8 protein-coding genes and 1 pseudogene are annotated in these 15,471 nt (G+C 59.2%); 7 read left to right on the plus strand and 2 right to left on the minus strand.

What is annotated here, in order from left to right; translation table 11 throughout:
- Positions 1-92: 92 nt before the first annotated feature.
- Both sbcC and sbcD read right to left on the minus strand, forming a co-directional pair.
- Positions 93-3,224 carry an exonuclease subunit SbcC gene (gene sbcC, locus ACWHWP_RS05015; protein ID WP_447855162.1) on the minus strand — a complete coding sequence of 1,044 codons (3,132 nt, stop codon included), beginning with the start codon at positions 3,222-3,224 and terminating at the stop codon, positions 93-95.
- Entirely contained in the window at positions 3,221-4,426 is a 1,206-nt protein-coding gene (gene sbcD / locus ACWHWP_RS05020) for an exonuclease subunit SbcD (RefSeq protein WP_447855163.1), read from the minus strand. Before sbcD ends, sbcC begins: the two co-directional genes overlap by 4 nt.
- 187 nt (positions 4,427-4,613) lie before the next feature.
- Here sbcD and phoB point away from each other — a divergent pair, with 187 nt between their 5' ends.
- From phoB to ACWHWP_RS05055, 7 genes and pseudogenes are all read left to right on the plus strand, one after another.
- A complete protein-coding gene (gene phoB / locus ACWHWP_RS05025) occupies positions 4,614-5,303 on the plus strand; it encodes a phosphate response regulator transcription factor PhoB (RefSeq protein WP_008503265.1) in 690 nt (229 codons plus the stop codon).
- A gap of 21 nt (positions 5,304-5,324) precedes the next feature.
- Positions 5,325-6,620 carry a phosphate regulon sensor histidine kinase PhoR gene (gene phoR, locus ACWHWP_RS05030; RefSeq protein ID WP_447855164.1) on the plus strand — a complete coding sequence of 432 codons (1,296 nt, stop codon included), beginning with the start codon at positions 5,325-5,327 and terminating at the stop codon, positions 6,618-6,620.
- Positions 6,621-7,029: 409 nt separating this feature from the next.
- Positions 7,030-8,349 (plus strand): branched-chain amino acid transporter carrier protein BrnQ, encoded by a 1,320-nt coding sequence (gene brnQ, locus ACWHWP_RS05035; protein ID WP_047347302.1) that lies wholly within the window; start codon positions 7,030-7,032, stop codon positions 8,347-8,349.
- A gap of 81 nt (positions 8,350-8,430) precedes the next feature.
- The gene (proY, locus tag ACWHWP_RS05040) at positions 8,431-9,804 is read left to right on the plus strand and encodes a proline-specific permease ProY (protein WP_059310504.1); all 1,374 of its coding nucleotides are present in this window, start codon (positions 8,431-8,433) and stop codon (positions 9,802-9,804) included.
- A 162-nt stretch (positions 9,805-9,966) separates the two neighbouring features.
- Complete coding sequence (gene malZ, locus ACWHWP_RS05045; RefSeq protein WP_447855165.1) at positions 9,967-11,784, plus strand: maltodextrin glucosidase; 1,818 nt, start codon at positions 9,967-9,969, stop codon at positions 11,782-11,784.
- A gap of 91 nt (positions 11,785-11,875) precedes the next feature.
- Positions 11,876-14,116 (plus strand): annotated as a pseudogene (locus ACWHWP_RS05050) (DUF2339 domain-containing protein); the annotation flags it as partial.
- Positions 14,096-15,448, plus strand: coding sequence for a DUF3999 family protein (locus tag ACWHWP_RS05055; RefSeq protein WP_447856630.1), 1,353 nt, complete (start codon positions 14,096-14,098; stop codon positions 15,446-15,448). The pseudogene ACWHWP_RS05050 and the gene ACWHWP_RS05055, both read left to right, overlap by 21 nt.
- Positions 15,449-15,471 lie beyond the last annotated feature (23 nt).

The raw sequence follows: 15,471 nt of genomic DNA on the forward strand, positions 1-15,471 counted from the left end.
AAGCGAAGCGCCACCGGGCGAATTCAGGCAGCCGTAATAAAAAAGCCGGGTGGCGGCTGCGCCTTACCCGGCCTACAGAAGGGAGCGGGCCTTTACGGCACCGCAAACTCCCTGTCCAGCCTGCTGTACCCCAGCCCGTTAATCTTTTTCACTTTGATCTGCACCGGAATGCGCTCCTTCATCGCCTCAACGTGGCTGATCACGCCGATGGTTTTCCCGGTGGCGTTCAGCGCGTCGAGCGCATCCAGCGCGGTATCCAGCGTTTCGCTGTCAAGCGTGCCGAACCCTTCATCCAGGAACAGCGAATCGATCCGCGTTTTGTGACTCACCAGATCGGAAAGCGCCAGCGCCAGCGCCAGGCTGACCAGGAAGCTCTCGCCGCCGGAGAGCGTGCGGGTATCGCGAACCGCATCCGCTTGCCAGGTATCGACCACTTCCAGCTCCAGCGCGTCACTGGCCTTACGCTGTAGCAGATAGCGCCCGTGCAGGCGGGTAAGCTGCTGGTTGGCGAGCCAGACAAGATTGTCCAGCGTCAATCCCTGAGCGAACTTGCGGAATTTGTCGCCGGTGCTGGAGCCGATAAGCGCGTTCAGATACCCCCAGTCGTCTGCCAGACGCGCGGCCTCTTCAATTTGCTGCATTAGCGCCAACTGGTGCTGCCGGTTATCGCTGTCCTGCTTAAGCTGCTGACGGATCTCGCCCTGATGGGTGGTGTTCTCACGAAGCCGCTGCGCCAGCTGCTGCAGCTGGATTTGCAGAGTGGGAGCGTCGGCGTCGAGCCCTTCCGGTCGCAGTGCCAGGTGAGACTGCAGCTGTTGTTGAGCTTGCCCGCACAGCGTCGCGGCCTGCTGTAGCTGGTTTTCCAGCGACTGTTTCAGCTGTTCGAGATGACGAAGCGTCGGTTCATCCAGCAGCGCGGCAAGAAACGCGTCCCGGTCGGCAAAACAGCTGGCTGAGAGCGCCGCGGTGAATTGCGTTTGCGACTGCTGCAGGCGCTCCTGCTCCAGCGCTTCCTGCTGCTGCTGCGCGGTGAGCTGGCTTTGCAGCGACACGCATTCGTCGTGGATGGCGCGCCAGTCATCAGGAATAGCCGGTTCGGCCTCTTCGCTGTGCGTTTCCGGAAGCGCGTCGAGCAGCGGCTTCAGGGCGTTCATACGTTCCAGAAGCACGCCGTGCTGCGTTTGCTTCTCTTGCCACTGCGCGAACTCGGCTTCACGGGCGTGCAGCCAGGCGGCTTCATTACCCTCTTCAGGTACGTTAAGCGATAGCGAGAGCAGGGTGTGTTCCAGCGCCTGGCGCGCGGCCGCCAGCTGCTGCTGATACTGTCGTTCCTGCACTTCCTGCTCGTTCAGCTGGTTTTGCAGGGTCAGACGCTGGCTGAGCTGATAAAGCTGGTGCTCGTAGCGTTCCTGCTCGTTCATCCATGGAGCGATATCTTCCTGAATATTCAATGCGATATTCAGGGACGCGCAGACTTCCTGCCACTCTTTAGTGAGCGCTTGCTCTTCCTGAGCCAGGGTCTGCGCTTCGTCTGTCTCACGCTGGATCTGCTGCGTCAGGGCATTAACCTGTCCCAGCACCAGCAGGCCTTCCTCTTTGAGTGAGGCGACCTCTTTTTCCAGGGCGTCGCGGCGGCGCTGGTTTTCCGTCAGCTCAAGCGACCGGTATGTCTCCACGGCGGGATGTTCGCTTGCGCCGCACAGTGGGCAGGGTTTGCCCGCCTCAAGCTGCGAACGATAATGTTCCAGCTTTTTGATTGTCGCTTCGGTTTCGCACAGCGCTTTCAGGTCCAGATAGTGCTGGTTTTTCTCTTTGTACTGCTGGCGGCGCAGCGCCAGCGTTTCATTGAGCTTACCCTGTTCCGCCTGCGCTTTTTGCAGACTTTCCGAATTCTGAAGCAGGCGCTTTTGCAGCGGCTGATAGCGGGCATGAAGCGACGTTAGCCGCTGGCGCAGCGTGCGTGACCGGGACTGCTGCTCGAGTGCCGCGCTGACCTCGTCCGCCGTCAGCGTCAGCGCATTTTCCGGCATCTCTGCCAGCTTGTTGCGTAATTCACGCATCCGCGCAGCAAGCGAGGCTAACTGCGTTTTATCGCGGTTAAGCTGCGAGAACTGCGCGCGCCAGCCGGCAATCTCCTGGCCCAGCAGGCGATAACGCTCGTGCTCCGCCAGCCACTGCGCCAGCGCCGTCAGTTCGGTCTGTAGCTGCTCGTGGTTACGCAGGGCGGTGGTGCGGATCCGTGCGCGCAGCACGGTTTTAGCTTGTAAGCGAGTATTTACTTCGACAATTCGCTGCTGCGTTTGCGTCAGGCGCGCGGTTTGCTCCTGCTGATGCTCCCAAAGCGGTCGAAGCTGGGCGGCGGGCTGGGCAAGCTGGAGTTTTGCCAGCTCAGGCGCTGCGTCCGTCAGTGCCTGCTGCGCCTGCTGCTGCATCGCGGTGACGCGCTGTTGCTCGCGTACAAGCTCATCGTGGCGCGTAAGCCACTGAAAATCTCTCTGTTGGCTTTGCTGCTGTACCAGCAGGCTTTTCTCTTCGTCAGTAAGTGCCTGCAAACTTTGCTGTAACTGCTGCTGTTGCTCTTCGCTCAGCAGCACGACGCCTGCAACCTGCGCCTCGCACTTTTCAAGCATGCTGCGGGCTGCTTTATGTTTCTCAAATACCATGGCGGAAATCTGGCCGTAGATCTCGGTGCCGGTCAGCTCTTCCAGCAGTTCTGCACGATCGCTCGGTTTGGCATTGAGGAAGGCGGCAAATTGCCCCTGAGAGAGCAGCATGGAGCGGGTAAAGCGGCCGTAGTCCAGCCCGGTGAGCGCGGCGGTTTGCTCCAGCTTATCCGTCACTTTGTCGGCCAGGATTTTGCCATCTTCGCAGCGCGCCAGCTCCACGCGCGGTGCCTGCAGGTTGCCGTCAGGCTGATTGCGCGCCCGGTTCTGGCTCCAGAAGGCGCGATAGGCCGTGCCTTTCACCTCAAACTCCACTTCGGCCAGACACTCGGCGGTGTCGCGCGTCATCAGGTCGTTTTGTGCCTGAGAGACCTTCTGCAGGCGTGGGGTTTCGTGATAAAGCGCCAGGCAGATGGCGTCGAGCAGGGTGGTTTTGCCTGCTCCGGTCGCGCCGGTTATAGCAAACAGCCCGTTGCTGGCAAAGGGTTCAGCAGTAAAGTCAATTTTCCACTCGCCCTTGAGAGAGTTAAGGTTTTTCAGGCGCAGGCTCAAAATTTTCATGCGTTTTCGTCCTCATCATCGAGCGCATGCAGGGCATGGGTGAACAGCTCGCTAAGCCTTTCACGCTTCGCGTCGTCTATCTCCTCCTGCGAGAGCCTGCGTTCAAACACCTCTTCTACCCTCAGCTCGCTGAGGGTTTCGCGCCGGGCGCTGAGCAGAATTTTCTCGCGCTGTTCGCGGCTGCGGCGGACCAGCAACACCTCAACCGGCAAATCTTCGGTCAGCGCCTGGATTTTTCGCTGCATATCGTGCAGGTAGTCATCGGTGGTGATTTCGATATCCAGCCAGACGGGAGGGTTAAGCGCCGCGCCGCGCCACTGCTCAAGCTGGGCGGTAATGGCGTCAAGATCGCCTTTCAGCACCGCCAGCGGCTGGGTGACCGGGACTTCCAGCGTCTCGACGGCGTGAAGCTTTCCGTCGGAAAAACTCACCAGATGCACGGATTTGGCTTTGCCCGTTTCATCAAAGCTGAGCGAAAGGGGCGATCCGCAGTAGCGGATGTGCTCGCAGCCGCCGATAACCTGCGCGCGGTGGATATGCCCGAGCGCGATGTAGTCGGCTGGCGGGAAGTTTTGCGCCGGAAAGGCGTCCAGCGTGCCGATATAGATGTCACGTACGGCGTCACTTTTACTGGCCCCGACGGTGGTGAGGTGCCCGGTCGCAATCACCGGAATCGGCTGTTCGCCGCGCAGAGCGCAGGCTTCGGCGTGCTGCTGGTGATAATAGTCGGTGATGGCCTGTAATAAATGTTGCTGTTTTTCCGCCCCCGACAGCCCCGCCTGGCTTTGCACGATGTCCCGCGGACGTAAAAACGGTATCGGACACAGCACCGCCCCCGGCGTACCGTCGCGTTTTTTCAGGATCTGCGGGGCGTGCCCGGCGCTGGCGACAACGGTGGTATTGAGAAATGCCAGGATGTCGCGGGATTCATTGAGCGTCGCGACGGAATCATGGTTGCCGGCGACAATCACCAGATGACAGCCGGTTTGCTGGAGATTCACCACGAAGCGGTTATACAGTTCACGCGCATAGCTGGGGGGAGAACCGGTATCAAAGATGTCACCCGCCACAATTATCGCGTCCACCTCGTGCGTCCGGGCCGTTTCCAGCAGCCAGCCCAGGAACGCTTCATGTTCAGCCGCACGGCTTTTGCTGTAAAAATTTTGACCCAGATGCCAGTCCGAGGTGTGAAGTATGCGCATAGCTGATCCGTGGCAAAAAAGAGAAAGCCGGATTATAAACCTTCAGAGAAGGGAAAATAACCGCTGTAATAAAACAACGGTTTGCCCGTTATCGTGGTACTGTTTTTCATAAATCTGTCATAAATCTGACGCATAATGGCGCCGAATTACAAACTTGTAACTTAAATAAGATAAGACAGGGCAAAGTATGGCGAGACGTATTCTGGTCGTAGAAGATGAAGCTCCAATTCGTGAAATGGTGTGCTTCGTGCTCGAGCAAAATGGCTTCCAGCCGGTTGAAGCGGAAGATTATGACAGCGCAGTGAACCAGCTAAATGAACCCTGGCCCGATCTGATTCTGCTGGACTGGATGTTGCCCGGCGGCTCCGGACTGCAGTTTATCAAACATCTGAAGCGTGAAGCGCTAACACGCGATATACCGGTGGTGATGCTCACGGCGCGCGGTGAAGAAGAGGATCGCGTGCGCGGTCTGGAGACCGGCGCGGACGATTACATTACCAAACCGTTTTCACCAAAAGAGCTGGTGGCCCGCATTAAAGCCGTGATGCGCCGTATTTCGCCGATGGCGGTGGAAGAGGTGATTGAGATGCAGGGGCTGAGCCTTGACCCCACCTCACACCGCGTGATGACCGGTGAAAATCCCCTCGATATGGGGCCTACGGAATTTAAGCTCCTGCACTTCTTTATGACGCACCCGGAACGCGTTTACAGCCGCGAGCAGTTGCTGAATAACGTCTGGGGAACTAACGTGTATGTCGAAGACCGGACGGTTGACGTCCATATCCGCCGCCTGCGAAAAGCGCTGGAACTGAGCGGCCACGATCGCATGGTGCAGACGGTCCGCGGCACGGGTTATCGTTTTTCTACCCGTTTCTGAACAATGACAGGAGTGTGACGCGTGCTGGAACGTCTGTCATGGAAAAGGCTCGTCTTTGAACTGATCTTATGCTGTATTCCGGCCTTCATTCTGGGGGCCTTTCTTGGACATCTGCCGTGGTTTCTGCTGGCGTCGGTCACCGGGCTGCTGATCTGGCACTTCTGGAACCTGCTGCGCCTCTCCTGGTGGCTGTGGGTTGACCGAAGCATGACGCCGCCGCCGGGAAGCGGCAGCTGGGAGCCGCTGCTGTACGGTCTGCATCAGATGCAGATGCGTAATAAGAAGCGTCGCCGCGAGCTGGGAAGCCTGATTAAGCGTTTTCGCAGCGGTGCGGAATCGCTGCCGGATGCGGTCATTTTGACCACCGAAGAAGGGACCATCTTCTGGTGTAACGGCCTGGCGCAACAGCTGCTGGGCCTGCGCTGGCCGGACGATAATGGCCAGAATATCCTCAACCTTCTACGTTATCCCGAGTTCACGCTGTATCTGAAAAAACGTGATTTTACCCGTCCGCACAATCTGAAGCTCAATAACGGTCGCCATCTGGAAATCCGCGTGATGCCCTACAGCGATAAGCAGTGGCTGATGGTGGCGCGCGATGTCACCCAGATGCACCAGCTGGAAGGGGCGCGCCGCAACTTCTTCGCGAACGTTAGCCACGAATTACGAACCCCGTTGACCGTGCTTCAGGGCTACCTGGAGATGATGCAGGAGCAAACGCTTGAAGGGGCGCCGCGTGAAAAAGCGCTGCACACGATGCGCGAGCAAACTTACCGAATGGAAGGCCTGGTGAAGCAGCTGCTGACGCTCTCGAAGATTGAAGCGGCACCCACACTTGCGCTGAATGACACCATTGACGTGCCGATGATGCTGCGGGTAGTGGAGCGTGAAGCGCAGACGTTAAGCCACAAAAAGCACCACCTGACCTTTGAGGTCGACAGCGCGCTGAAGGTGCTGGGCAGTGAAGATGAACTGCGCAGCGCCATCTCCAACCTGGTGTATAACGCGGTGAATCATACGCCGGAAGGGACGGAAATCCTGGTGCGCTGGCACCACAGCCCAACGGGAGCCGAATTTAGCGTGGAGGACAACGGGCCGGGTATCGCACCGGAGCATATTCCGCGTCTGACCGAGCGTTTCTACCGCGTGGATAAAGCGCGATCGCGGCAGACGGGAGGAAGCGGCCTGGGGCTCGCGATTGTTAAGCACGCGGTGAATCACCATGAAAGCCGTCTCGAAATCCAGAGTACGCTGGGCAAAGGAACCCGCTTCAGCTTCGTTATCCCGGAACGATTAATTGCCAAAAAGATCGCCTGACAGCAGGTGTGTCATTTTACCTTTCCACGGGTCAGCGTCAGCTGGCCCGTTTGCTTTGCAGTCAAGCGAAACGCGGATGAATTTTATACGGCTGTCTGTTTTTTGTTCGCATGATTAGCCATGGGTTTTTCTTATAAATAGCGTATTATGCTGGTGCGTATTTTCATGATGGCATATTGTTCTGGTTTTACGATCCCTCCTTGCCTTTAAACGTTATAAGCGTTTAAATTGCCCCCCAGATACTGTCAGACCGACTGTATTTGCGTGGTAAATCGAAAAACTATTCTTCTCCACGCCAGGACGGGAGCATTTCCCGCTGAAATTGAGCAAGTTTTCGGCTGTATCGTCCCGTCAGGGAAGCCGGAAATCTCAATGTTTTCAACACCACATCCACAGGCAGTAAGGTTTTATGACCCATCACTTAAAATCGCGTGACATCATCGCGCTGGGCTTTATGACATTTGCGCTGTTCGTTGGCGCAGGCAACATCATTTTTCCTCCAATGGTTGGCTTACAGGCGGGTGAACACGTCTGGACCGCCGCGTTTGGTTTCCTGATTACTGCCGTGGGCCTACCGGTACTGACCGTCGTCGCGCTGGCGAAAGTCGGTGGCGGCGTGGATAGCCTCAGCACCCCTATTGGCAAAGTGGCGGGTGTGCTGCTGGCAACCGTCTGCTATCTGGCCGTTGGCCCGCTGTTCGCAACTCCGCGTACGGCGACCGTTTCCTTCGAAGTGGGTATTGCTCCCCTGACCGGTGACGGTGCGATGCCGCTGTTTATCTACAGCCTGATTTATTTCGCGATCGTGATTCTGGTTTCCCTCTATCCGGGCAAGCTGCTGGATACCGTGGGCAACTTCCTGGCTCCGCTGAAAATTGTGGCGCTGATCGTACTGGCGGTGGCTGCCATTGTCTGGCCTGCCGGCCCGATTAGCGACGCGATGGACGCCTATAAAAACGCCGCGTTCTCTAACGGCTTTGTGAACGGCTATCTGACGATGGATACGCTGGGCGCCATGGTGTTTGGTATCGTTATCGTTAACGCCGCGCGTTCCCGCGGTGTGACCGAAGCGCGCCTGCTGACCCGCTATACCATCTGGGCTGGCCTGATGGCCGGCGTGGGTCTGACGCTGCTGTATCTGGCACTGTTCCGCCTGGGTTCCGACAGCGCCATGCTGGTCGATCAGAACGCGAACGGTGCAGCTATCCTCCACGCCTACGTTCAGCACACCTTCGGTGGTGCGGGTAGCATGCTGCTGGCGGCGCTTATTTTCCTGGCGTGTCTGGTGACGGCGGTTGGCCTGACCTGTGCCTGCGCAGAGTTCTTTGCACAGTATCTGCCGCTCTCTTACCGCACCCTGGTGTTTATCCTCGGTATCTTCTCTATGGCGGTGTCCAACCTCGGGTTGAGCCACCTGATTCAGGTCTCTATTCCGGTGCTGACGGCGATTTATCCGCCGTGTATCGTGCTGGTGGTGCTGAGCTTCACCCGCCCGTGGTGGAACAACTCCTCACGAATTATTGCGCCAGCCATGTTTATCAGCCTGATTTTTGGTATCCTTGACGGCATTAAAGCATCAGCATTCGCAGGAATACTGCCTGCATGGACACAGCGTCTGCCGCTGTCCGAGCAGGGTCTGGCCTGGCTGATGCCTACCGTTGTTGCACTGGTTCTGGCGATTATCTGGGACCGTGCCGCAGGGCGTCAGGTCGCATCGAACGCCCATTAATCAACGGCAACAAACTGTTTAACCACGGGGCTTAAGGCCCCGTGGTTTTTTGTTTTTTTCGTGTTGAATGGCAAGATTTAAATGGAAAGCACTAACAAACTTAAACGTGGACTGAGCACGCGCCACATCCGCTTTATGGCGCTGGGCTCTGCTATCGGTACCGGTCTTTTTTATGGCTCGGCAGATGCCATTAAAATGGCCGGTCCCAGTGTGCTGCTGGCCTACATCATCGGCGGCGTGGCGGCTTATATCATCATGCGCGCCCTCGGTGAAATGTCTGTTCACAACCCGTCCGCCAGCTCGTTTTCCCGCTACGCGCAGGAAAACCTTGGCCCGCTGGCCGGGTTTATCACCGGCTGGACCTACTGCTTTGAAATCCTGATTGTGGCGATCGCCGACGTGACGGCGTTTGGCATCTACATGGGCGTCTGGTTCCCGGCGGTGCCGCACTGGATTTGGGTCCTGAGCGTGGTGCTGATCATTTGCGCCGTTAACCTGATGAGCGTGAAGGTGTTCGGCGAGCTGGAGTTCTGGTTCTCCTTCTTCAAGGTCGCCACCATTATCATCATGATTGTGGCCGGTTTCGGCATCATCATCTGGGGTATTGGCAACGGCGGGCAGCCGACCGGTATCCATAACCTCTGGAGCAACGGGGGCTTCTTCAGCAACGGCTGGCTCGGGATGGTCATGTCGCTACAGATGGTCATGTTCGCTTATGGCGGTATCGAAATTATCGGTATTACCGCCGGTGAAGCGAAAGACCCGGAGAAATCTATTCCGCGCGCCATCAACTCCGTGCCGATGCGTATTCTGGTGTTCTACGTGGGTACGCTGTTTGTGATTATGTCCATCTACCCGTGGAACCAGGTGGGTACCAACGGTAGCCCGTTTGTGCTGACCTTCCAGCATATGGGCATTGCGTTTGCGGCCAGTATTCTGAACTTTGTGGTGCTCACCGCGTCGCTCTCGGCAATCAACAGTGACGTCTTTGGCGTGGGCCGCATGCTGCACGGCATGGCGGAGCAGGGCAGTGCGCCGAAGGTGTTTGCCAAAACGTCGCGTCGCGGCACGCCGTGGGTGACCGTCGTGGTCATGACCGTTGCGCTGCTGTTCTCGGTTTACCTGAACTACATCATGCCGGAGAACGTCTTCCTCGTGATTGCGTCCCTCGCGACCTTCGCAACCGTCTGGGTGTGGATCATGATCCTGCTGTCGCAGATTGCCTTCCGCCGTCGCCTGTCGCCGGAAGAGGCGAAAGCGCTGAAGTTCAAAGTTCCGGGCGGCGTCGCAACGACCGTCGTCGGGCTGATCTTCCTGGTGTTCATCATTGGCCTGATTGGCTATCACCCGGATACCCGCATTTCCCTGTACGTGGGCTGTGCGTGGATCGTGCTGCTGCTGGTGGGCTGGATGTTTAAATGCCGCCGCGACCGTCAGCTGGCGGAAGCGCAGTAATCTTTTTTCTCCCTCTCCCTGTGGGAGAGGGTTGGGGTGAGGGCATCAGGCCGCACTGATGACTCCTCCTCCGTTCTCCTCCCCCAATAATCCCTGTCGTGATGAGCTATCCTTAACCACCCTGTGGCAAGGTGACGTCAATTTCATCAAAGGGGATTCGTGATGTTAAACGCCTGGCACCTTCCGGTTGCCCCATTTGTTAAGCAAAACAAAGACAACCTTGTGATTACGCTCTGGCTGGCGGGGGAAAACCAGCCTGAACGCGTGACGCTCCGCGCCGAAGTGGATAACGAAGAAACGTCGCTGAAAATGCACAAGCAGCGCAGCCAGCCGCAGCCGGGGATCACGGCGTGGCGGGCGAACATCGACCTGAGTAGCGGACAGCCTCGCCGCCGCTACAGCTTTAAGCTGCTGTGGAATAACCGCCAGCTGTGGTTTACCCCGCAGGGGTTTAGCCGTTTCCCGCCCGCACGGCTGGAGCAGTTTGCGGTCGATTACCCGGATAACGGCCCGCAGTGGGTTAACGAGCAGGTCTTTTACCAGATCTTCCCGGACCGCTTTGCCCGCAGCCAGAAGCGGACTGCCGAACAGGATAAGGTCTATTACCACCACGCCGCGGGTCACGACATTATTTTGAAAGAGTGGGATGAGCCGCTAACCGCGCAGGCTGGCGGCTCGACCTTCTACGGCGGCGATCTGGACGGCATTAGCGAGAAGCTCCCGTATCTGAAAAAACTGGGCGTGACGGCGCTGTACCTCAACCCGGTGTTTAAAGCCCCAAGCGTGCATAAATACGATACCGAAGATTATCGCCACGTTGACGCCCGGTTTGGCGGTGACGAGGCGCTGCTGCGCCTGCGTAAGAACACCCAAAACGAAGGCATGCGCCTCATTCTTGACGGCGTGTTCAACCACAGCGGAGATTCGCACGCCTGGTTTGACCGTCATAATCAGTCGATGGGCGGGGCATGTCATAACCCGGATTCTCCGCAGCGGGACTGGTACAGTTTTAACGAGGAGGGCCGCGCCCTGGACTGGCTGGGCTACCCGAGCCTGCCGAAGCTGGATTTCCAGTCGCCAACGCTTGTGAACGAGATTTACGGCGGGGAAGACAGCATCGTGCGTCACTGGCTGAAGGCGCCGTGGAATATGGACGGCTGGCGTCTGGACGTGGTGCATATGCTCGGCGAAGCGGGCGGGGCGCGGGATAACCTTCAGCACGTCGCCGGGATTACGCGCTCGGCGAAAGCGGCCCAGCCGGAGGCGTTCGTCTTTGGCGAGCACTTTGGCGACGCGCGCCAGTGGCTGCAGAACGATGCAGAAGATGCGGCGATGAACTATCGCGGCTTTACCTTCCCGCTGTGGGGATTCCTCGCCAATACCGATATCTCCTACGATCCGAACCATATTGACGCGGAAACTTGCATGGCGTGGATGGAGAACTACCGCGCCGGCCTGTCGCATCAGCAGCAGCTGCGGATGTTTAACCAGCTCGATAGCCACGATACCGCGCGCTTTAAGTCTCTGCTCGGCAAGGACGTCGCGCGTCTGCCGCTGGCGGTCACCTGGCTCTTCACCTGGCCGGGCGTACCGTGCATCTACTACGGAGACGAGGTGGGGCTGGACGGCAACAACGATCCGTTCTGCCGCAAAACCTTCCCGTGGGCGCCAGAAAAACAGGACAAGGTTCTGTTCAGCCTGTACCAGCGGCTGGCGAAGCTGCGTAAGCAGAGTCTCGCCCTGCGCTACGGCGGCTGCCAGGTGGTGTACGCCCACGATAACGTGGTGGTCTTTGTCCGTATCTATAATCAGCAGCGCGTGCTGGTGGCGATTAACCGGGGCGAGGCCTGCGAGGTGGTGCTGGAAGATTCACCGCTGCTGGCGGGAAAAACGTGGAAGAGCAAAGAGGGTAAAGCAACGTTCCAGGATGGCGTGCTCATGCTTCCGGCGATCTCCGCTGCGGTCTGGTTCGCCAGTTAATCGCGGGCGGAAGGGTTTTCACCTTTTAAGATGGCGCAAATGCAACTATTTGTGTCAATCTTAACGGATCGTTTACGGTGAAGGTGGAAACATGGACGAGCTCTACATCCTTGGCTGTTTGTTCCTGGTTTTTGCGCTGGGCGTTGCGCCGGTGCTTGCGGTTATCGGCTTTAACCGAAGCACGGCGGCGAAACAGGAGATCGCCCGGCTGCGCCAGCGCATTGAAGCGCTCGAGCAGCGCGGCGTCGCGGAGAAAGCGCCGGCGCCTGAACAGGCCGCCGCGCCGCCGGCAGTGGCCCAGCCGGTGGCTGAGGACGTCCCCGCGCCTGTCGACCCCTGGCGTCCGGATATTCCCGCTGCCGCGGCAGCACCCAATCCCGCTCCTGCGCCCGCGGCAAAACAGCCTTCTGCCTTTGGCGGCATGCTGACGTCGCTGGTGCGCTGGTTCATGCAGGGTAACCCGCTGGCGAAACTGGGCATCCTGCTGCTTTTCCTCGGTCTCTCTTTCCTGCTGCGCTATACCGTCGAACACTCCCTGTTCCCGCTTGAGCTGCGCCTGGCCGCGACGGCGCTGTTTGCTATGGTCCTGCTGGTCCTCGGGTGGCGGCTACGGCACAAACAGCGCGTCTATTCGCTGATTCTCCAGGGCGGGGCGACAGGCATTCTCTATCTGACCGTCTTTGGCGCCTTCCGGCTCTGGCAGATGTTGCCGATGACGCTGGCCTTTGCGCTGCTGGTGGTCATTTGCGCGGCGAGCGTCGGGCTGGCGGTGCTGCAGAAGGCGCTGAGCCTTGCCATGCTGGCGAGCCTCGGCGGGTATCTTGCGCCGCTGGTCTTGTCTACCGGAGGCGGCAGCTTTGTGGCGCTGTTCTCTTTCTATCTCCTGCTTTCTATCGGCATTCTCGCGATCAGCATCTGGCAGCACTGGCGCGAGCTGAATCTGCTCGGACTGCTGTTTACGTTCGGCGTCGGCGGTCTGTGGGGGCTGAGCGACTACCGGCCTGAAGACTATGGGGTCTGCCAGCTGTTCCTGATTGCCAATACGCTGATATTCGGCGTGCTGAGCGTGGCGCTGTCGCTGCGGGCGCAGGAGAAAGGGAAGCAGATCGTTGACGGCGTGCTGCTGTTTGCCCCGCCGCTGATCGGTTTCGGAATGCAGTACGGCATGACCCGGCACTGGGAATATGGCCCGGCCCTGAGCTCGCTGGGATACGGCGCATTTTATCTTACTCTCGCGTTCCTTGCGCTGCGGCGCTATCCCTCTATCGGACGACCGCTGGTCATGGCGGCGCTGGCGATCGGCGGCGGGTTTGCCACGCTCGCCATTCCGCTGGCACTGTCGGCGCGCTGGACGGCGATGGCCTGGGCGCTGGAGGGGCTGGGCATCCTCTGGCTGGGCGTGCAGCAGCAGCAGCGGCGCATGAGCTATAGCGGGACGGCGCTGCTGGTGCTGGCGCTGGGTAGCGCGCTGTGGGCGCAAATGAACGGTGTGACGTCGCTGAGCCTGCTGCTTATCTTCGGCGTCCTCAGCCTTTGCTGGCTGGCTGCGGCCTGGCTGTGGCGGAAAATCGCTCTGCCGGTCAGCTGGGCGCTGCTGGCCGGCGGGCTGCTGTTCTGGATAGTGGCGCTGCTGGGGGCGTCGCAGCTGATGCTGAAGCAGGAATTAGCTGTTCTGGCAGGCGTGCTGGCGCTCTCGGCCGTCTCGGTCTGGGGCTGGCGTCAGGCTGCCGCTCGTCTGGCATGGCGGGAGCTGGATGCCAGCAAATGGCTGCTGTGGCCGCTTATGCTGCTGATGGTGGGTTATCAGCTCTCGCATCAGCAGGTCTTTGCCGCCGGCTGGGCAAATCTGGCCTGGTGCGTTGCGCTTCCTGCCGCGCTGATGCTGCTGTGGCGCGACGGTCAAAGGCTCCTGCCGCGCCTCGCGATGGGGCTGCATCTGTCGCTGTTCTGGATGATTTTGCTGGCGCTGGCCGCCGAGCTTTACTGGTTTGCCCGGTCACTTCCGTGGGGGATGGCGGCCTGGGGAAGTGGACTAGTGATGGCAGCAGGTGGCGGTTTGATTATGGCACTCTCTGCCGCGGTACGGCGTCGCGGGTGGCCGTTCCGGGAATGGCCCGCGCTTTACGCCTGCCTGGCCCCGGTCCCTGCCGTCGCGGCGCTGCTGGTGTTGCTGGTCGTGACCAATTTCCAGGACGGTGTGGTCTATCGCCAGACATGGCTGCCGCTGGTGAACCCGCTTGAGGAAGGTGCCGCGTTCGCACTGCTGGGGCTGGTCATCTTTTATCGCGCGGTGGAGCGCTACTACCCCGCGCTGCTGGCGCTTTCCGGCCCGGCGCTCTGCGACGAGGCACAAACGGAATCGCCGCGGGATTATGCCTTTGGTCGTTCCCTGGACACGTCTGTCCCTTCCCAGTGGTATCGGGTCGCGCTCCCGCTCGCCGTCTATGAGCAGAGCACGTCACCAGATCTGCACGATGTACGCGTCTTTAACCAGTCGGGCGAGCCGGTTCCCTTCAGCCTGGTCAGCGCGACGCGTCCGCAGGTGCCAGTGCAATCCACAGCGCTGCGCCTCTTCAAGCTGGACGCCTCGCCGCTTGCGCCTGCGCGAGACGGTGGTGATAGCGATAAGATCCTGCTTCGTTCCGGAAACGGCGTGGAGATTGTGCTTGAGGGGCAAAAAGCCGCCGCAGCCGGGCAACATTATCTGCTGACCTTGCCGGAGCAGGCTACGGGCGAGATAAGCCTGTCCCAACTGCAGCTGCTCTGGAATACCCCTCAGACGTCGTGGCAGGGAACGGCGTCGGTTTATTACAGCGAGGATCTTAAGCGCTGGTATACCCTGCGCGAGGATATGCCCCTGCTGGACGTTGTCAGCGGCCAGGATCGCCTTAAGCTCGATCGGATCGATGTTGATACGGTTTTATCTCCCGATGCGAATCGCTATCTCATGGTGGTGCTGAATACAAAAAGCCAGGGGATAACCTTGACCGGCGTAAACGCAATTAGCGCACCCGCGCAGGCGGCCCCGGAAGAGGTTAACCTGGAAGGCGAAGGGGAGTCGTTATCGGCAAGTGAAGCGCAGTGGCACTGGGCGCGACCGCAGCCCCTGAGCGCTGTCAGCATTTCACTGAATGGCGACGGCGTTCTTCCCGTGGAGATAGCGTGGCGGAGTACCGAAAAAGACGTATGGCACCCCCTGAAAAAAGAGGTTCTTTACCGTCTGGAGGGGAAAACGTCTCCACCGGTTTCGCTTAACGGGGGCCTGGTGCAGGCGGTAAAAATCACGACGCTGAATGCGCGTTTGCCAGAATACCTGCCGGGCGTAACGGGGCATCGCGACCGCTATGACCTGGTGTTCAACGCGCAGGGGAAAGCGCCGTACGTGCTCGCCTGGGGCAACGGCGCGGCAAAGCCTGCCAGCGTGGAGCCCGACATGCTGATCCCTGCCGACCTGCGTAAAACCTATGATGTGGCAAACCTGCCGCAGGCTGACATTCAGGATAATGTCGCGTTAGGCGGCGAAGGGCGTCTGACCGCCACCTCCGCGGCCGAGCGGGAGAGCAGGATGAACACGCTGCTGGTGTGGGGCGTACTGATTGCGGGCGTGGCTCTGCTGGCGGGCATGGCCTGGCGTATCTGGCGTGAGACGCAGCGTAAGGCATAAAAAAAGGCCCGCATAAGCGGGCC

The sequence above is a fragment of the Enterobacter sp. WI-ESBL-E8 genome, from assembly GCF_053364895.1.

Bases quoted from the DNA above. Each gene is read 5' to 3' on its own strand.
- malZ (WP_447855165.1), top strand. From the start codon at position 9,967: ATGTTAAACGCCTGGCACCTTCCGGTTGCCCCATTTGTTAAGCAAAAC.
- brnQ (WP_047347302.1), top strand. From the start codon at position 7,030: ATGACCCATCACTTAAAATCGCGTGACATCATCGCGCTGGGCTTTATG.
- proY (WP_059310504.1), top strand. From the start codon at position 8,431: ATGGAAAGCACTAACAAACTTAAACGTGGACTGAGCACGCGCCACATC.
- sbcC (WP_447855162.1), bottom strand. From the start codon at position 3,224: ATGAAAATTTTGAGCCTGCGCCTGAAAAACCTTAACTCTCTCAAGGGC.
- sbcD (WP_447855163.1), bottom strand. From the start codon at position 4,426: ATGCGCATACTTCACACCTCGGACTGGCATCTGGGTCAAAATTTTTAC.
- phoB (WP_008503265.1), top strand. From the start codon at position 4,614: ATGGCGAGACGTATTCTGGTCGTAGAAGATGAAGCTCCAATTCGTGAA.